This is a genomic window from Burkholderia sp. PAMC 28687 (assembly GCF_001577465.1).
GTDB lineage: Bacteria > Pseudomonadota > Gammaproteobacteria > Burkholderiales > Burkholderiaceae > Caballeronia.
Genome location: NZ_CP014505.1, coordinates 1,310,521 through 1,328,207, shown reverse-complemented (window position 1 = coordinate 1,328,207; position 17,687 = coordinate 1,310,521). Strand labels below are relative to the sequence as shown.

The 17,687-nt window shown below is 59.8% G+C and carries 14 protein-coding genes; 8 read left to right on the top strand and 6 right to left on the bottom strand.

What is annotated here, in order from left to right; all coding sequences use genetic code 11:
- Nucleotides 1-140: 140 nt before the first annotated feature.
- On the top strand, nucleotides 141-1,346 hold the full coding sequence (locus AX768_RS06110; RefSeq protein WP_061999213.1) for a tetratricopeptide repeat protein: 1,206 nt from the start codon (nucleotides 141-143) through the stop codon (nucleotides 1,344-1,346).
- A gap of 313 nt (nucleotides 1,347-1,659) precedes the next feature.
- Here AX768_RS06110 and glgX read toward each other — a convergent pair whose 3' ends face one another.
- Nucleotides 1,660-3,858, bottom strand: a complete 2,199-nt coding sequence (gene glgX / locus AX768_RS06105) for a glycogen debranching protein GlgX (protein WP_061999212.1) — start codon at nucleotides 3,856-3,858, stop codon at nucleotides 1,660-1,662.
- Between the two features lie 262 nt (nucleotides 3,859-4,120).
- Between glgX and AX768_RS06100 the strand changes: the two genes are divergently transcribed.
- The 4 genes from AX768_RS06100 (at nucleotide 4,121) to AX768_RS06085 (ending at nucleotide 7,717) form a co-directional block, all read left to right on the top strand.
- Entirely contained in the window at nucleotides 4,121-5,527 is a 1,407-nt protein-coding gene (locus AX768_RS06100; RefSeq protein ID WP_061999211.1) for a DUF2252 domain-containing protein, read from the top strand.
- A 218-nt stretch (nucleotides 5,528-5,745) separates the two neighbouring features.
- On the top strand, nucleotides 5,746-6,189 hold the full coding sequence (mscL, locus tag AX768_RS06095) for a large conductance mechanosensitive channel protein MscL (RefSeq protein WP_062000815.1): 444 nt from the start codon (nucleotides 5,746-5,748) through the stop codon (nucleotides 6,187-6,189).
- Between the two features lie 361 nt (nucleotides 6,190-6,550).
- Nucleotides 6,551-7,039, top strand: coding sequence for a hypothetical protein (locus AX768_RS06090; RefSeq protein WP_061999210.1), 489 nt, complete (start codon nucleotides 6,551-6,553; stop codon nucleotides 7,037-7,039).
- A gap of 468 nt (nucleotides 7,040-7,507) precedes the next feature.
- Nucleotides 7,508-7,717 carry a dodecin gene (locus AX768_RS06085; protein ID WP_056353004.1) on the top strand — a complete coding sequence of 70 codons (210 nt, stop codon included), beginning with the start codon at nucleotides 7,508-7,510 and terminating at the stop codon, nucleotides 7,715-7,717.
- A gap of 82 nt (nucleotides 7,718-7,799) precedes the next feature.
- Here the strand turns inward: AX768_RS06085 and AX768_RS06080 are convergent, their stop codons facing one another.
- The 4 genes from AX768_RS06080 to AX768_RS06065 all read right to left on the bottom strand — a co-directional run bounded on the left by AX768_RS06080 (nucleotide 7,800) and on the right by AX768_RS06065 (nucleotide 12,608).
- A complete protein-coding gene (locus AX768_RS06080) occupies nucleotides 7,800-8,903 on the bottom strand; it encodes a BMP family ABC transporter substrate-binding protein (RefSeq protein ID WP_061999209.1) in 1,104 nt (367 codons plus the stop codon).
- A gap of 61 nt (nucleotides 8,904-8,964) precedes the next feature.
- Nucleotides 8,965-9,894, bottom strand: a complete 930-nt coding sequence (locus AX768_RS06075; protein WP_061999208.1) for an ABC transporter permease — start codon at nucleotides 9,892-9,894, stop codon at nucleotides 8,965-8,967.
- 18 nt (nucleotides 9,895-9,912) lie between these two features.
- Nucleotides 9,913-11,019, bottom strand: coding sequence for an ABC transporter permease (locus AX768_RS06070; RefSeq protein WP_061999207.1), 1,107 nt, complete (start codon nucleotides 11,017-11,019; stop codon nucleotides 9,913-9,915).
- The gene (locus AX768_RS06065) at nucleotides 11,016-12,608 is read right to left on the bottom strand and encodes an ABC transporter ATP-binding protein (RefSeq protein WP_061999206.1); all 1,593 of its coding nucleotides are present in this window, start codon (nucleotides 12,606-12,608) and stop codon (nucleotides 11,016-11,018) included. Before AX768_RS06065 ends, AX768_RS06070 begins: the two co-directional genes overlap by 4 nt.
- Nucleotides 12,609-12,900: 292 nt before the next feature.
- Here AX768_RS06065 and AX768_RS06060 point away from each other — a divergent pair, with 292 nt between their 5' ends.
- On the top strand, nucleotides 12,901-13,833 hold the full coding sequence (locus AX768_RS06060; RefSeq protein ID WP_056352995.1) for a LysR substrate-binding domain-containing protein: 933 nt from the start codon (nucleotides 12,901-12,903) through the stop codon (nucleotides 13,831-13,833).
- A gap of 15 nt (nucleotides 13,834-13,848) precedes the next feature.
- On the opposite strand, the gene AX768_RS06055 is transcribed toward AX768_RS06060, so the two are convergent.
- Nucleotides 13,849-15,219, bottom strand: coding sequence for an 8-oxoguanine deaminase (locus AX768_RS06055; RefSeq protein ID WP_061999205.1), 1,371 nt, complete (start codon nucleotides 15,217-15,219; stop codon nucleotides 13,849-13,851).
- A gap of 480 nt (nucleotides 15,220-15,699) precedes the next feature.
- Between AX768_RS06055 and uraH the strand changes: the two genes are divergently transcribed.
- Both uraH and AX768_RS06040 read left to right on the top strand, forming a co-directional pair.
- Nucleotides 15,700-16,053, top strand: a complete 354-nt coding sequence (gene uraH, locus AX768_RS06045; RefSeq protein WP_061999203.1) for a hydroxyisourate hydrolase — start codon at nucleotides 15,700-15,702, stop codon at nucleotides 16,051-16,053.
- A 70-nt stretch (nucleotides 16,054-16,123) separates the two neighbouring features.
- Nucleotides 16,124-17,317, top strand: coding sequence for a urate hydroxylase PuuD (locus AX768_RS06040; protein ID WP_061999202.1), 1,194 nt, complete (start codon nucleotides 16,124-16,126; stop codon nucleotides 17,315-17,317).
- The last annotated feature ends 370 nt before the right edge of the window (nucleotides 17,318-17,687 follow it).

Here is a 17,687-nt window from a genome sequence, read left to right as displayed (position 1 = left end):
GCGCCGGTTTGACGAAGGGTATCGAACACCCTTCAGGACGCAGCGGCCGGTGAAATCATCGAGTCCGCTGCGGGCAACACTGGATATTGCATCGACATGTCGCACGAAATGGAGACGGGTGCGAACGCCCCGGTCCGCTGATGAAAAAATATGTGATGGCAGTGGCTGCATCGCTGATGCTGGTGTCGGCTGCGGCGTTCGCCGTACCGAGCGCCGGCCAGATCGAGCAGTCGATGACGCAAGGCAACTGGGCTCAGGCCGACTCCCAGTTGAACGAAGTGATCCAGGCGCATCCGAACAATGCCAAGGCGCATTATCTGTATGCGCAGGTGCTGGACCGCGAAGGCCGTCCAGCCGATGCGCTCGCCCAGATCCAGCAGGCGAAGACGCTGGACCCCGCGATCAAGTTCACCGACCCGTCGCGCTTCAACGCGATGGAAGCGCGGATTCGCTCTGACGCGAACCGCGTGAATTCATCATCCAATTCGGGTGGGCAGACGAACGAGCGGTCCACGGGTAATGCGGTGACATCGGTGACGCGCAATCCGTTTAACCAGGGCGCGGTTGCAGCACCTGAAAAACACGGCCCGTCCATGGGAATGTGGGTGTTGCTCGCGGTCGTGGTGGCCGGCATTGCGCTGGTGCTGCGATGGGGTCTGAAACGCGCGCGCTCGAACGAAGACGGTCAGGCCGATACCGATCGCCGCACGCAACTCAAACGCGCGACCGAACTGCTAAACGATGTCCGCTCGCTCAAGCTTGACGTGCGTTTATCGACGCAACCGGGTCACGAAGCGATGCTGAAGGAAGTGGAAGGCATCGAGACGCAATTGCGACAGATGGTCGAAGCGCTGTCCAATTCTAAGAATCCCGTGCCGCCCTATGCGATCGAGGATTTGGCGAGTCAGATCGACAGCGTCAGGGCACGTTCGGAGGGACGCCCTGATCCGCGTGCAGCAGCGCCCGCGGCGAACGTCAACGACAACCAGTCGGTCTATCTGCAGGAAGCGGAGCGCTTCGGGCGCACGCCGCCGGGACAGCCGCCCTATTCGCCTTATCCGCAGCAACAGCCGCCGGTTGTCATTCAGCAAGGCGGCGGCGGTTTTGGCGGCGGACTGGGCGGACTGCTGGGCGGCGTCCTGCTTGGTGAAGCGCTGTCCGGCGGCGGCCGGGAACGCGTGATCGAACGCGACGTGCCGGTGGACGTGGACGACGAATTGCGTCGCCGAGGTGGTGGCAACAACGGCGGCGGCCTTGACTTCGGCAATGGCTCCAACGACTGGAGCGATGGCGGCGGCGTGGATCTCGGCAGCAACGATTCGGGCAACTGGGATAACAACAGCTAAGCTAAATGCAGCGCGCCAGACAAAAAGCGCGGGACGATGCAAATCGTCCCGCGCTTTTATTTTATCCGCCGCCGAGGAACCTCAGCAACGCCCACAAGAACTTGAAAAACCCCACGACGAATTCCCAGATCCGTTCGAGTTGGTCCCAACCGGCGACGTGCAGCAGCGTCGCCAGCATCATGTTTTACGGGCGCGTTGAAAGTCGCGCGGTATTAGTGGAAAGATCAAACTGGGTCGCAACGGCTTAAAAGGGTTCATGACCCGCATGATAGCCGTTGCGATCCGCCTGTCTCAAAACCCAGGCGGCGCGGCTTCAGATCGTATTGCCGCCTTCCGGCTCGACCTCATCCGTCAACGCTTCTTCGAGGCGCTTGAAAATCCGCTTCGTAGCACCGCGAGCATGCAACGCGAACAGCAGGAGCGAACGGCCCGTCACCTGATACACGCCACCTGAATCGAAGTCCTCGAGTTCTTCGCGGATCGGCGCATTGGTATCGATCAGGCAGCTCCACTGGTCGCTCCCCGGGATTTCGGGCAGCGTGTAATCCACGACATCGTGATGCGCGTTGACAACCAGCAACAACGTCGCATCCGATGCCGGGCGGCGAATACCGGTCGCCTGGGCCCGGCCATCGATAACCAGGCCGAAGCAGCGCATTGCCGGATCGTCCCATTGCTCGGGTGTTAGTTCATCGCCCGATGGGCTGAACCATTTGACGTCTGCGACCTGCAGGTCTTCGTGGAACTCGCCCGTCAGGAAACGGCCCCGGCGCAGCACCGGCAAGGTGTGACGCAAGGTCGTGAGCTTGCGCACGAAGTCGTTCAAGGCGCGGCCGTCTTCGTCGATATCCCAGTTGACCCAGCTTATGTCGTCGTCCTGGCAATACGCGTTGTTATTGCCCTGCTGCGTGCGGCCGAATTCATCGCCCGCGAGGATCATGGGCGTGCCCTGCGAGAACAGCAGCGTCGCCAGCATGTTGCGTTTCTGGCGTTCACGCAGTGCGCGGATTTCGGGGTCATCGGTCGGGCCTTCGGCGCCGCAATTCCATGAGCGGTTATCCGAGCTTCCGTCTTTGTTGTCTTCGCCGTTCGCCTCGTTGTGCTTCTCGTTGTACGAAACGAGATCGTTTAACGTGAAGCCATCGTGCGCGGTGATGAAGTTGACGCTTGCCCACGGGCGACGCCCACGGTGGTTGAACTTGTCGCCCGAACCCGTGATGCGCGTGGCGAGTTCCGCCGCGACGCCCTCTTCGCCCTTCCAGAACTCGCGAACGGTATCGCGGAACTTGTCGTTCCACTCGGCCCAGCCCGGCGGAAAACCGCCGACCTGGTATCCGCCCGGACCGCAGTCCCACGGTTCGGCGATCAGCTTCACGCTCGAGAGAATCGGGTCCTGACGGCAACTGTCGAGGAAACCGCCGCCTTCATCGAAACCGTAGGGTTCACGGCCGAGTATGGTCGCCAGATCGAAACGGAAACCATCGACGTTCATCTCCGTCACCCAGTAGCGCAAGCTGTCGGTGACCATCTGCAGCACGCGCGGATGCGACAGGTTAAGCGTGTTGCCCGTGCCGGTATCGTTGATGTAGTAGCGCTTGTCATCCGGCAAGCGATAATACGAAGCGTTGTCGATACCCTTGAAAGAGAGCGTCGGCCCGCGTTCATTGCCTTCGGCCGTGTGGTTGTACACGACGTCCAGGATCACTTCGAGTCCCGCTTCGTGGAAGCGGTCGATCATCTGCTTGAGCTCGGAAATAGCGCCCGGACCTTGCGCAAAAAAGCGCGGATCGGCGGCAAAAAAACCGATGGTGTTGTAGCCCCAGTAGTTGGTAAGACCCTTGTCGGTGAGGTGGCTGTCGTTCACGAACGCGTGAATGGGCAGGAGTTCGACCGATGTCACACCCAAGCCCTTGATGTGTTCGATGACTTCCTTCGTGCCGAGCCCTTCGAACGTTCCGCGCAAATGTTCCGGCACGGCGGGATGGCGTTTCGTATAACCGCGCACGTGGGTTTCGTAGAAGATGGTCTGTTCCCAGGGCACGCGAACGCGCGTCGGATTGACCCACGAAAAGCTCTGGTCGACGACCTGGCACTTTTGCATGAACGGCGCGCTGTCGCGTTCATCGAAGCTCAGGTCTTCGCCGTCGTCGTCGAGCGTGTAGCCGAAGACCGCCGGGTCCCATTTCAGCTCGCCCACGTGCGCCTTCGCGTACGGATCGAGCAGGAGCTTGTTCGGGTTGAAACGATGGCCGTTTTCCGGTTCGTACGGACCGTGAACGCGATAACCATAGACCGCGCCCGGTTTCAGGCCGAACAGATAAACGTGGAAAACTTCATCGGTGTATTCAGGCAATTCGATGCGCTCGAGTTCCTTTTCGCCGTCTTTATCGAAGAGGCAGAGTTCGACTTTCGAGGCGTTCGCGGAGAACAGCGCGAAATTGACGCCCTCGCCGTCCCAGGTCGCGCCTAGCGGAAATGGCGAACCTTCGGCAATGCGGATATCGTGAGCCATGTATGCGGGTGTCCAGGTATTTGGGTAATGCTGTCAGTAGTTGATGCGCGCCGCCTGAGTCCGGGATCCGCAGGGATCTGAATCAGTCAAGGTGCAAAATGCATCGCTCAGTGTTTCGACGGGCAGAGATCAAGAGCAGGTTGCGTGCCTGTTATCGATCGCATTGTCCAGCAAGATTGGCGCGCATCCTGCTCGCGGCTTGCCTGCGACGGAACTCAACACCGCCACGTCATTTGTCCATCATTGATCCAGAGGCTTTCCCTTGCCCACTCGCCCCCTCTCCGTCAAGTCAACGCCAGCCGGCACTTCCCATGGCAGCGCCGAGGAGAGCCGCGCGCTCGGCCGATCGTTGCGCGACACCACTCCCTTTGATGCCCACGCTGCGTGGCAACCGGAGCACGACCGGCCCGATCCGGTCGAACGCGTGCTTGCAAACAACGCAGGCAGACAGGAACGCCTCGTGCCGCTGAGAATGGCGCGCATGGCCGTTTCTCCGTTTGCGTTCCTGCGGGGCGCGGCAAGCGTGATGGCGTGGGATCTGGCGCGAACGCCGTCTATCGGGCATCACGTGATGATCGATGGCGACGCGCATCTCAACAATTTCGGCCTTTTCCGCACGCCGCGGCAAGACGTGGTCTTCGACCTGAATGACTTCGATGAAACCATCGTCGCGCCCTGGGAATGGGATCTGAAGCGGCTGACTGCCAGCATCAACGTGGCAGCGCGGGAAAACGGCGTCGATGCCAGCGGCCGCGAGCGCGCCGTGCGCTCGGCCTGCGCGGGTTATCGGACAACGATGTCCACGCTATGGCAAGTACCCGCCTACGACCTCTGGCAAATGCGCTCTTATGCGAGCGTGCTGCATATCGAGGCGCCCGTCGCGCTTGATTCGGCCGAAAAAGCAACGATCACGAAGGCCGTCGAGCGGGCGACCAAGCGCAGTCACGCGACCATGCTCGCGCGGGTTGCCGAGCCCGCGGGCAAAAGCTGGCGCTTTCGCGAGGACCCGCCCATTCTCACGCGTCTCGACAAAGCTGAGACGAACCATGTGATCGAAGGATTGCGGGGATACACGCAGACCATCGCCGGCGAGTGGCGCACGATGCTCGAGCGCTACGACGTGGCCGATGTCGCGCATCGGGTAGTCGGGGTGGGCAGCGTCGGTACGCGTGCGTATTTGTTGCTGCTGCTCGGGCGCGCACATGGCGACCCGCTGTTCATGCAGGTAAAGGAAGGCATCGTGCCGGCCGCCGCGCCATTCATGCCGGCGATGCCAGAACCTTTCAATCACCAGGGCCGGCGCGTCGTGCACGGGCAGCGCCTGCTGCAAAGTTCATCGGACCCGTTGCTTGGATGGACGACGATCTCGGGGCGCGACTTTTATGTCCGACAGATGAAAAACATGCGCGGCTCGATTCCCGTCGACTGGCTGCATGGCGCGACGTTGGACTTTTACGCTTGGTGCCTGGGCCTGTTGCTGGCACGCGCCCATGCCCGCACGGGAGATGCCGCGTTGATCGCGGGGTATTGCGGCAGCTCGGAGCGGCTGGACGCCGCATACGCGCAATGGGCCGAGCGCTACGGCGCGCAGACCGTCGACGATCACGCAGCCTTCGTGCAGGCGATCGCCGCGGGACGCGTAAAGGCGGCGCCCCCGGAAAAATCCTGACGATTGGCTCGACAGCTTGTGCAGCTCCTATCTCACAAAAAACCGGGGACGGAATTGCAACCGATTCGATATCATTGTCATTATCCGTTTCAATGAATGGTCGCCCGATCAGAACGACTCCAGCTTCCGCGGCGTTTCGGCCATTCGTTTATGGATTTGATTCAATGGCACATCCTTTGCTGCCGATTCTTGTGAACTATTTACGGAGGAAGCGACGCATGAGCATGGTTCAGGAATTCAAGGCCTTCGCCTTAAAAGGCAACGTAATGGATCTGGCGGTCGGTGTGATTATCGGCGGCGCGTTTTCGACCATTGTCAATTCGATCGTGAAGGATCTGATCATGCCGGTCGTCGGACTGGCGACCGGCGGGCTGGACTTCTCCAATTTGTTCATCAAGCTGGGCGAGATTCCACCGTCGTTCAAGGGTAATCCCGGCTCGTACAAGGATTTGCAGACTGCAGGCGTCGCCGTATTTGGCTACGGGTCGTTCATTACGGTACTGATCAACTTCATCATCCTGGCGTTCATCATTTTCCTGATGGTCAAGTTCATCAACAGCCTGCGCAAGAATGAAGCGCCCGCGCCAGCGCCTGCAACGCCTGAAGACGTGCTCCTGCTGCGCGAGATCCGCGACTCGCTCAAGGGTACGCCGCGCGTTTGAGGTGGAACCTGCCACTCACATCCACGATTGATTCAGGCGTGATACATAAAAGCCCGCGATGCTTGCCGCGGGCTTTTTGTTTAGTGCCCGCACTGTTGCGGGGATGCCAGTTCGTGACATTCGCTTGAATTTTCCTCGCGATTTTTGGCGCAGCGGGGTTTCGTAGGTCTATTATTGAGACATGAATGCCATGCGAGCCGCAGCAGGGTTTTCGGCAGAATTCGTGCGGCGCTGCACGACAGGTCGATTGACCCAGGTGCTGCGCCCTTACCCTGAATCGCCGTGAACCCGCCACTTCGATGTGCTATAAAAGATCGACGTGTCCAGACAAACGAGCGGCCCGCCAGACGGGAGTGGCCGCATGAGGACGCTGCGTTTTTTGCAATTCTTTTTCAGGCGAATTTTTATGTCCTTCCCGAAAAAGCGTAGACGCGCGAAGGTCGACGGCGATGAGTCCTTCCTCGCCGTGCTCAGGCATTTCAAGCCGTTCGGCCAACTCGATACGAAGATCGCACGTGCTCGCGCCCAGGATGAACCGGTGTTGTATGCACATGTCCTGCCGGGGCTCGATGTACTTCTTTGCAGCGTGCGGGGTGCGCAACCGCCCTATCCAGCAGTGGAGGAATTGCACCGGCGGTGTATTGAGTGCATCACCAATGCGTTGGAACAGCCGATCGATGGGCTCGAGAATGGCGGGTATTGGTATGAGGCTAATGGGTTCGGAATTCTGGTCTTTGCCAGCCGGGCCCGAACGCAGATTTTGAGCGAGTTTGGTGCGACCGCGAGTTCGCGGGTTAGACGTGGGGCCCGCAGGCAGGATGCGGGGGATGCGGCTTCGAGGTTGAGGTAGGGGGGGGCGGGGTTTGTGCCGGGTTGTTGCTTTTCAGGTCTTCGCGCGTTACCTCCTGGCTGATCTTTTTCGCACTATTGGCCACTGTGCGTGGCGGCACTTCATTTCTTTTTCCAACGGCGAAAAAGAAACGAAGCAAAGAAAACGCCTCTCAACCGCTAATTCTTAAGTGTCCCAAGCGTGCAGTGACAACTGTTTGGTACTTCAGAAGAGCGCTCGACGCCGCAATCAAGAACACTTGAACCCCTCCCCCTCCGTCAACAGATACCCACACGCTTCGCCACCAGTGCCTGTGGCAGTCAAATCGGAAACCCGTATTGCGCGTATCAGCATGAGCGCAATAATGTAGATAGCGACAACCCTGCATCTTGGCGTTGTGTCGGTGCTGTTTTAGGCTCAAGACTTGCTGCCCACTTCGATAGCAACTCGAGACCGCGCAGCGGACAGCCAACAGAACCGGGAGAATCCATGACCGATCACGTCTACAAACAAATCGAGCTGACAGGCTCCTCCACCCAATCCAGCGACGACGCCGTGCGCGTTGCGCTCGAAAAAGCATCGAAGACACTTCGCAACCTTCACTGGTTCCAGGTCACCGAGACCCGCGGCCAGATCGAAAACGGCAAGGTCGCCTACTGGCAAGTCACGCTTAAAGTTGGACTGCGAATCGACGATTAAGATTAATCGCGACGCAGACAACAAAGGCCGCGCTCACACCAGAGCGCGGCCTTTTCATATGACGTTCATACCGACCGGCGACTTATTTCGGCAACGTACCGTCCACGCCCTCAACGTACCAGTTGATTCGCTGCAGTTCCGGATCGCTCAGGTTCTTGCCGGCTTCGATCTTTACCGCACCGGCCTGATCCTTCACAGGTCCCATGAAGACATCCCATTTGCCGCTTTGCAATTCTTCGCGCTTCGCCTGAACCGCCTGCATCGCTTTCGCCGGGACAACGGCCGTATTCATGTCTTCAATATCGACCGCCTTTTGCGGCATGCCCAGCCACACCGGATCGGTCTTGACCTTACCCGCCAGAAGCTCCTCAACCATCATGTTGTAGTACACGCCCCAGTGCGATACCACCGACCCCAGATGCGCGCTCGGACCGAACTTCTTCATGTTCGAATCCCAGCCAAATGCATAAACCTTCTTCTCAGCGGCCGTGGCGAGCGTCGCGTTCGAATCGGTGTTTTGCAACAGGACATCGGCACCCTGTCCAATCAGCGTTTCGGCTGCCTGCTTTTCCTTGCCCGGGTCGAACCAGCTATTGATCCAGATGACCTTCGTGTGGATCTTCGGGTTCACCGATCGCGCGCCCAGCGTGTACGCGTTGATGTTGCGGATCACCTCGGGAATCGGCACCGACGCAACGAAGCCCAACGTGTTCGTCTTTGTCACGTAACCGGCAGCCACACCCGCGAGGTATGCGCCCTGATACATGCGGTTGTCGTAGACGCCGAAATTCTTGGCCTTCTTATAGCCCGTCGCGGTCAGGAACGTAATGTCCGGATAATCGCGCGCCACTTTCAGTTCGAAATCCTGATAACCAAAGCTCGTACCCAGGATCACCTTGTTGCCCTTCGCCGCCAGGTCGCGAAACACGCGCTCGGAGTCCGCCGATTCCGGGACGTTTTCCACTCGCGTGATCTTGATCTTGTTGCCGTATTTGGCTTCGATCTCCTTCGTGCCGGCATCGTGCGCAAAGGTCCAGCCTGCATCGCCTGGATTGGAGAGGTAGACGAACGCAATGCCGGGTGCATCGGCGGCCTGCGCCGGGGCGGTCACCATCGTGGCGGAGAGCGCGAGCATCGTGCCCACGGCGCCTGCCGCGCCCAACGTATTCAGCCAGCTTTTCTTCATCGTGATTCTCCTGTCGATGTTGTTTATAAATCGTGGTGCAAAAATGGGATGGCAAGCACCCTTAGCTCGCCGCGAAAAACGGCTTGCCGAGCGAGGCAGGAGCGTTGAGCTTGATCGTGTTCGGATTGCGCGAGATCAGCACCAGCACGACGATGGTCGCAAGGTACGGCAGCATCGCGAGAAACTGTGTCGGAATCGGCACGCCGATCGCCTGTGCATAGAACTGCAGGGCCATCACGGCGCCGAACAGCAACGCGCCGATCAGCAACCTGCCCGGCCGCCACGTCGCGAACACGACCAGCGCGAGCGCAATCCAGCCGCGCCCGGAGGTCAACTGTTCCTGCCACAAATGCAGGTAGACGATCGAATAATAACCGCCGGCAATGCCCGCCATGCCGCCGCCGAAAAGCGTCGCTGCGTAACGCACGCCGACCACGGGGAAGCCGACCGAGTGCGCAACCGACGGCGACTCGCCGACCGAGCGCAGCACGAGCCCGGCGCGCGTCTTGTACAGAAACCAGCCGATCACGCCGAACATGATGAACGCGAGATAACCGAGCGGCGTCAGCATGAAAAACGCCGGTCCGATGACGGGAATGGAAGCGAGACCAGGTATCGGCAATACGTCGATGGAAGCTCGCACCGCCGCCGACGTATAAGGCTTGCCGATATACGCCGAAAACCCGATGCCGAAGATCGTCAGCGACAAACCCGTGGCGACCTGATTAGCGAGCATGGTGATGGTGAGGAACGCGAACACGAGCGACATCAGTACGCCCGCGACGATCGCGCCCATGATCCCGAGCCACGGATTGCCGGTGATCGCGGTGACGGCATATCCGGTGACGGCGCCCATCAGCATCATGCCTTCCACGCCGAGATTCAAAACGCCCGACTTCTCCGCGACAAGCTCGCCCGCGCCGGCGAACATCAGCGGAATGGCCGCGACAACGGCGCTCGATGCAAGCGAACTGGCTTGATTGATGTCCATATGCTTTTATCGACTTATTTATGAATGCGCGTGCGCGACGACCCGGCGGCGCACGCGATAGTTGACGAACAAATCCGCGCCCAAGAGGCAAAACAGCAGCAAGCCCTGGAACACGCCGGCGAGCGCTTGCGGCAATTGCAGCGACGTCTGCACCGCTTCGCCACCGAGATACAGCAGCGCCATAAGAAGACTTGCCAGCACGATCCCGACAGGATGCAAGCGCCCGACAAACACCACGATGATCGCCGTAAAGCCGTACCCCGGTGACCACCCGGCCTGCAACTGGCCGATCGGCCCGGCGACTTCGCCCATGCCGGCCAGACCGGCGAGACCACCGCTCAGCAGCAGTGAAGTCCAGATGGCTTTTTTATCGGAGAAACCGGCGTATCGGGCGGCGAGCGGCGCGAGACCGCCCACGTTCATCCGGTATCCTGCGAAGCTTTTCCTCATGAACAACCATACGAGCGGAATCGCAATCACCGTCAGGAACACCGATGCGTTGATCCGCGTTCCCTTCAGCCACGCCCAGCCCCAGTCGCTGTAGAGACGCGGGAATTGGGCGGCATCGCTGAACATGGCCGAGATGGGGAAATTCATGCCTTCCGGATCTCGCCACGGACCGCTCACCAGATAGATCAGCAATTGCGTCGCAACGTACGTGAGCATCAGGCTCGTCAGGATTTCGTTGGTGTTGAAACGGCTCTTGAGCAACGCGGGGATCGCCGCCCAGACCATGCCGCCGATCACCCCGCCAATCATCATCAGCGGGAGGATCCACCAGCCGGTTGCATCGGGGAGATGAATCGCGATGCCGCCCGCGACGATCCCGCCGAGCAGCATCTGCCCTTCCGCGCCGATGTTCCAGACGTTCGCCCTGTAGCCAACAGCAAGCCCGAGCGCGATCAGACACAAGGGCGACGCTTTCAGGACAAGCTCGGACCAGCCATTCACGTTCGACAACGGTTCGATGAAAAACCCGTGCATCGCGCGCAAGGGGTCTTGTCCAACTAGCGTAAAAATCAGGAAGCCGATGATCAGCGTCAGCACGGCAGCAACCACCGGCACCGCGAGTTGCATGGCGCGCGACGGCGTAGGCCGCGCTTCGAGTCGGTACGGAAAATTCATGATGTCGATGCCGTGGTGTCGAGGGCGGCGGGTTCGGCGCGGTTGCCATCGAAGAGACCCGCCATGAAGAGGCCGATTTCTTCCGCGTTTGTGAGGCCGGTTTCGCGAACCGGAGAAAGTTTGCCGCGGGCAAGGACGGCGAGGCGGTCGCAGATATCGAAGAGCTCTTCCAGTTCCTCCGATATCACCAGGATCGCCACGCCGCGCGCGGCCAGATCGAGCAATTGCTGCCTGATGAAGCCGGCTGCGCCGACATCGACGCCCCATGTCGGTTGCGCGACGACAAGCACCTTCGGCTCCTGCAGGATCTCGCGGCCCACGATGAACTTCTGCAAGTTGCCGCCGGACAGGCTTTGCGCGAGCGCGCCGTTGCCGCCGCAGCGGACATCGAAGGCGCTGATGCAACGGTCGGCGAACGCGCGCATGGACTTCGTGCTGATCCAGCCGCCCCGCACCATATGTTCGCGATGCCCGGTCAACAGCGCGTTTTCCGCGAGTGACATGGCCGGCACCGCGCCGCGTCCAAGCCGCTCTTCGGGCACGAAGGCGAAGCCGAGCGCACGCCGGCCACCGGCGCTGTAGCGCGCGGCTGGCTGGCCCACGATAGTGATCGCATCGGGCGCGATGTGTTTATCGCGGATTTCGCCCGAAAGCGCGGCAAGCAACTCGGCTTGTCCATTCCCCGACACCCCAGCGATGCCGAAAATTTCTCCTGCATGCACGGAGAACGAAACGTCCTTGAGCGACGTGCCGAACGGATCGGCACTCGTGACCGACAAATTCTTTACCGCCAGTTTCACCTCGCCCGGCGTGTGTTCGCGCCGCGTGTAGTCCGGCAGCGAGTGGCCGACCATCAATTGCGCGAGCGATGCGTGCGTTTCCTTTCTTGGATCGACACTGCCCGTCACACGGCCGCCGCGCATCACCGTCGCGGTCTGGCACAGCGCCTGGATTTCATCGAGCTTGTGACTGATGTAGAGAATGCTGCAGCCTTCGGACGCAAGTCTTCTGAGCACCGTAAAGAGCTTCTTCACCGCTTGCGGCGTCAACACGGACGTCGGTTCGTCCATGATCAAGAGCCGCGGGTTCTGCAACAGGCACCGGACGATCTCGACGCGCTGCCGCTCGCCTACCGCCAGGCTATGCACGTGGCGCTGCGGATCGACATCGAGTCCGTAGTCCGCCGACACCTCGCGGATGCGTTTGCTCAAGGTCTTGAGATCGAATTTATCGTCGAGCGCGAGCGCAATGTTCTCGCCGACGGTCAGCGTATCGAAGAGCGAAAAGTGCTGGAACACCATGCCGATGCCCAGCTTTCGCGCCGCAGCCGGACTGCCGATCTCGACCGTCTCGCCGTTCCACTGAATCTCGCCTTCGTCTGGCCGCACGGCGCCGTAGATGATTTTCATCAACGTCGATTTACCGGCGCCGTTCTCGCCGAGCACGGCGTGGATTTCACCGGGTTCGACGACGAGCGTGACGTCGTCGTTCGCCTTGACGGCGGGATATTGCTTGCTGATGCCGCGTAGCGCGAGGCGCGGAACACGCGCACCGCCCGGCTGAATGAAAGAGGAAATAGCGTCGCCCATATGGACTCAGAAAGTGCGGAAATTGCGCAAAACCGGGGTAACCGGTCAGGCAGCAACGGAAACAAGCAGTCTGCGAGGAAAAGATACCCAAAATGGTGCGGGGCGTCGATTGCTCAAAATAGTGCGCGTGATAACGCCACGTTGAAGTCACTTCCAAGCAACAAACGGCTGTTGCAAAGCTTGCAACGAACTTGCTTTCGGGTATGTCTGTCTTGACGCCATGAATGTGTCATATTAAAAACAATATGTCCCGCACCTTGGTCTATCAGCTAGACCGTATATTGGAGAGAACATGAGTCAGCAACGCGAAGCAATCGATACTTACTTGTTACGCGTCCTGCACACCCTTCTCATGGAACGCAGCGTCACACGCGCGGCCGTGAAGTTGAATCAGTCGCAACCCGCCATCAGCGCGGCGCTCCGGCGTCTGCGCGATATCACCGGAGATCCGCTGCTCGTGCGCGGCAAAGCAGGCATGGTCCCGACCGAATACGGTCTGCGCCTGCTCGAACCCACGCAAAACGCACTGCGCGAGATCGAACGCATCAAGGTCCAGCAACATAATTTCGAACCGTCGACTTCGGTGCGGTGTTATCGGATTGGCTGTCCTGATTACCTGAACGTGTTGTTCGTGCCCACCGTGGTCGAGCGCTTTCGCATTGCTGCGCCCAACGCCACGCTCGAATTTCATTCGCTCGGTCCCGCTTTCGACTACGAACTCGCGCTGGAAGAAGGCAAGCTCGACATCGTTGTGGGCAACTGGCCCGAGCCGCCAGAACAACTGCATCTCTCGAATCTTTTTGTCGACAAGATCGTGTGCCTTGTCAGCTCCAATCATCCGTTTGCGCGTCGCGGCGCGCTCACACTCGACCAGTACCTCAACGCGCCGCATCTCGCGCCCACGCCTTATTCCGTGGGCCAGCGCGGTGCGATCGATGTCCATCTGGCACGCGAGCGCCTCAAGCGCCATGTGGTCGTCACCCTGCCCTACTTCAATCTCGCGCCGTACGTGCTGATCAAGTCGGACCTCGTGTTCACGACCACCCGCCTTTTTGCGGATCACTACGCGAAGTTCCTGCCGCTGACCGTGGTGCCCGCCCCGCTCGATTTCCCGCCAATGCAGTATTACCAGTTGTGGCACGAGCGCTGCCATTACTCCGACGAAGTACGGTGGCTGCGTCACCTGGTCGCCGATGCCACGCGCTCGCTGATCGATGTTCCCTGATCCTTGCCCGAGGCCCTAGCGGGCCATTTCCATCAGCTTTCCCGCCAGCCGGTTATGACGCTCGACGATCGGACCCAGATCGACGGTCGTCAACTGACCGTGACGCACGACCACCTTTCCATCGATGACACTCGTCGCCACCTGCGACGGCGCGCAGAAAACCAGCGCCGCGACGGGATCGTGCAGCGCGCCGGCGAAAGCGTGATGGCTTAGATCGAACGACACGAAATCCGCGGCCATGCCCGGCGCCAACGCGCCGATATCGTCGCGGCCCAGTACTTTTGCGCCGCCAAGCGTGGCGATCTCCAGGGCTTCGCGCGCGCCCATGGCGTCGGGACCAAACCCCACGCGCTGCAATAACATGGCTTGCCGCACTTCGGCCACCATCTGTGCGCCATCATTCGATGCCGATCCATCCACGCCGATGCCCACGCTCACGCCCGCATCACGCATCGCACGAATGGGCGCAATGCCCGATGCCAGCCGCATGTTCGAACACGGACAGTGCGCCACGCCCGTCCCGGTGCGTCCAAACAATTCGATACCCGCGCGGTCGAGTTGCACACAATGCGCGTGCCACACATCCGGTCCGACCCAGCCCAGATCCTCGGCGTATTCGGCCGGCGACATGCCGAACTTCTCGCGGCTGTACGTGACGTCATTCACGTTCTCGGCGAGATGCGTGTGCATCGATACCCCATACTCCCGCGCCAGTACAGCCGAATCGCGCATCAACTCGCGGCTCACTGAAAACGGCGAGCATGGCGCCACGACGACGCGCAGCATCGCGTAACGGCCTGTGTCGTTATATGTCTCGATCAGGCGCTGCGTGTCTTTCAGGATCGCGTCTTCTTTCTCGACCACCGAATCCGGCGGCAATCCGCCGTCTTTTTGCCCGACGCTCATGCTGCCGCGCGCCGCATGAAACCGCATGCCGATCTGCTGCGCCGACGCAATGCTGTCATCGAGCCGCGCGCCGTTCGGATAAATGTAGAGGTGATCGCTCGACGTCGTGCAGCCCGAGAGCAGCAACTCGGCCATGGCGGTGAGCGTCGACACCTCGATCATTTCCGGCGTCAGGTTCGCCCAGATTTTGTAGAGGCTCGTGAGCCAGCCGAACAACTCGGCGTTCTGCGCTGCCGGCACGGCCCGCGTCAGGCTCTGGTACATATGGTGATGCGTGTTGACGAGACCCGGAATCACCAGATGGCCCGCCATGTCCAGCACTTCGTCTGCGTCCTGCGGCAACTCGCTCGTCGGCCCAACGGCCACGATCCGGTTGCCTTCGATAAACAATCCGCCGTCGCGAATCTCACGCCGTGCGTCGTCCATGGTCACGAGCACCTGCGCATTCTTTACCAGCAAGGTTTTTTGCTTCTGTTGCATATTGATCTCCGCTGCTTCACTGTTTTCCGAGGGCGCGAAGATAACACTCGACTTCGCGTATTCACCCGGTTACCCAGCGTCGATCGCCGTCTTCGGGATGCCAGCCAGCCGCGCTGTGCAAGGCCTCACTGTCACAAGCCAAAAAGCCCCTGACAATGCGAACGCCGCCATAGTTGTCTTCACAGACTCAATATGATGGTGAATTTTGGCGCAGGTAGCATCGGCGGGAAGCGATGAAAAAGGGTTGGAACGCATGGCCGTTCTCGCCCGCAATGCAGGGTTTTCGCTCATGTGCTGCGGATTATCTTGCTTATCGCGGGCGTTATGATCACGGCAACTTTTTACAATGCTGAACACGGCGCGCATCCACTCACGCCGACGGGTATGTAGCCACGATTGTGGAGCCTCGATCCGCCGCTGAAGTCTGTTCCAGACGGTTCGATGCGCAGCCGCTCCTCGCACACTACAAGGACAACGCGAATGGGCAAGCTAACAACCCACGTACTCGATACCGCGCACGGCCGTCCCGGCGCCGGCATCAAAGTCGAACTCTTCGTTCTTGCCGGTGAAACCCGGCGTTCACTTCTCACCACCCAAACCAACTCCGACGGGCGTTGCGACGCTCCGTTGCTTCAGGACGGTGCATTCGTCACAGGCGAATACGAGCTCGTGTTCCACGCAGGCGATTATTTCGCTGCCAGTGGCGTAACGCTGCCCGAGCCACGATTCGTGGATCGCGTGGTGCTGCGTTTCGGTGTGGCCGATGCCACCTCGCACTATCACGTGCCGCTGCTTGTATCGCCATGGGCTTACAGCACGTATCGCGGAAGCTGAGGTTGATCGGAGTTTTGCTCAAGAGCTGGCCTTTGAGGCTTGATTAAAGAATTCGTGGTGGAGACGTTTCATGCAAGGTTTTATTGTTGACTGGCTTAATCTCGCGTTGCGCTGGCTGCATGTCATTGTGGCGATTGCGTGGATTGGCGAGTCCTTCTATTTCGTGGCGCTCGATAACAGCCTGAAACCGGCGAAGGACCCTGCCGCGACGAAGCGCGGCGTATTCGGCGAGTTGTGGCACGTGCATGGCGGCGGGTTTTACAACATGCAGAAATACACCGTCGCGCCGGAGAACATGCCCGAGGATTTGCACTGGTCGAAGTGGCCTTCGTACACCACGTGGATGTCCGGCTTCGGGCTCTTCATGGTGTTGTATCTGTTCTCGCCGAGCACGTATCTCATCGATAAAAACGTGCTCGACATGGGGCCGGTCGTTGCCGTTTCGTCAGCGCTGGGTTTCCTGCTTGCGGGCTGGATCGTTTATGACTCGCTGTGCCGCCTGCTCGGGAATCGCGACCGGTTGCTGGGCATCTGTGTTGGCGCTTACGTGATCATCGCGGCGTGGTTGGCATGTCATGTGTTCGCTGGACGCGCCGCTTATCTGATTACCGGCGCGACGCTTGCCACGATCATGTCGGCGAACGTGTTTTTCGTGATCATCCCCGGCCAGCGCAAGATGGTCGATGCCATGCTCAAGGGCCAGGTGCCCAATGCCATTTATGGCAAGCGCGGCAAGCAGCGTTCGGTGCACAACACTTATTTCACGTTGCCGGTGGTGTTCGTGATGCTGTCGAATCACTACGCGATGACTTACACGCATCCGTATAACTGGGCCGTGTTGCTGATCATCATGCTGGCCGGTGCGCTGATTCGGCAGTTCTTTGTGATGCGGCATCGTGGGCAGGTGTTGTGGTATTTGCCTGTGATTGGCGTGTTGCTGATGTTCGGTGCGTTTGCGTGGACCATGCCGAAGGCTGTGCCGACTGTTGCGCCAGTGGCGGGTGCGCCGGTTGTGCGGGTTGCCGATATTGAGCCGATCCTGCAGCAGCGTTGCGCGACCTGTCATGCTGCACATCCTACGATGATGGGCGCCGCGCCCGCAGGGGTTTTGCTTGATACGCCGGATGCTATTTCGATGAACGCGCAACGGGTCTATCAGCAGGCTGTGGTGCTCAAAGCAATGCCGCTTGGGAACGTCACGCAGATGACCGATGCCGAACGGGCCAAGATCGCTGCGTGGTTTCAAGGCGGCGCTTTGAAGTAACTTTCGTTCGCACTGGTTTGGTTTGTTGCGCGGGGCCTGGACGGTTGATGGCAGTAGCTCGGTGCTCGGTTATGCCGGGTTGCTGCTGTCCAGGTTCTCGCGCGGTTTGTCTTGGCTGATTTCTTGAACACTATTAGCCACTGTCCGTGGCGGGACTTCGTTTCTTTTTCCAACGGCGAAAAAGAAACGAAGCAAAGAAAACGCCTCTCAACCGATGGCTCATAAGTGTCCCGAGCATGCAGTTCCAATCTGTTTGGTACTTCAGAAGAACGCTAGACGCCATAACCACCGACACTTGAACCCCTCCCCCTCCGAACTCTTACATCCACACGCTTCGCCACCAGTGGTCTCGGGCTAGTTCCAATGCACA

What these genes read in the sequence shown, in the direction of transcription:
- uraH (WP_061999203.1), top strand. Translation starts at nt 15,700, where the DNA reads ATGGGCAAGCTAACAACCCACGTACTCGATACCGCGCACGGCCGTCCC.
- AX768_RS06085 (WP_056353004.1), top strand. Translation starts at nt 7,508, where the DNA reads ATGACCGATCACGTCTACAAACAAATCGAGCTGACAGGCTCCTCCACC.
- AX768_RS06065 (WP_061999206.1), bottom strand. Translation starts at nt 12,608, where the DNA reads ATGGGCGACGCTATTTCCTCTTTCATTCAGCCGGGCGGTGCGCGTGTT.
- AX768_RS06070 (WP_061999207.1), bottom strand. Translation starts at nt 11,019, where the DNA reads ATGAATTTTCCGTACCGACTCGAAGCGCGGCCTACGCCGTCGCGCGCC.
- AX768_RS06090 (WP_061999210.1), top strand. Translation starts at nt 6,551, where the DNA reads ATGAGGACGCTGCGTTTTTTGCAATTCTTTTTCAGGCGAATTTTTATG.
- AX768_RS06080 (WP_061999209.1), bottom strand. Translation starts at nt 8,903, where the DNA reads ATGAAGAAAAGCTGGCTGAATACGTTGGGCGCGGCAGGCGCCGTGGGC.
- AX768_RS06075 (WP_061999208.1), bottom strand. Translation starts at nt 9,894, where the DNA reads ATGGACATCAATCAAGCCAGTTCGCTTGCATCGAGCGCCGTTGTCGCG.
- AX768_RS06040 (WP_061999202.1), top strand. Translation starts at nt 16,124, where the DNA reads ATGCAAGGTTTTATTGTTGACTGGCTTAATCTCGCGTTGCGCTGGCTG.
- AX768_RS06055 (WP_061999205.1), bottom strand. Translation starts at nt 15,219, where the DNA reads ATGCAACAGAAGCAAAAAACCTTGCTGGTAAAGAATGCGCAGGTGCTC.
- AX768_RS06060 (WP_056352995.1), top strand. Translation starts at nt 12,901, where the DNA reads ATGAGTCAGCAACGCGAAGCAATCGATACTTACTTGTTACGCGTCCTG.
- glgX (WP_061999212.1), bottom strand. Translation starts at nt 3,858, where the DNA reads ATGGCTCACGATATCCGCATTGCCGAAGGTTCGCCATTTCCGCTAGGC.
- mscL (WP_062000815.1), top strand. Translation starts at nt 5,746, where the DNA reads ATGAGCATGGTTCAGGAATTCAAGGCCTTCGCCTTAAAAGGCAACGTA.
- AX768_RS06110 (WP_061999213.1), top strand. Translation starts at nt 141, where the DNA reads ATGAAAAAATATGTGATGGCAGTGGCTGCATCGCTGATGCTGGTGTCG.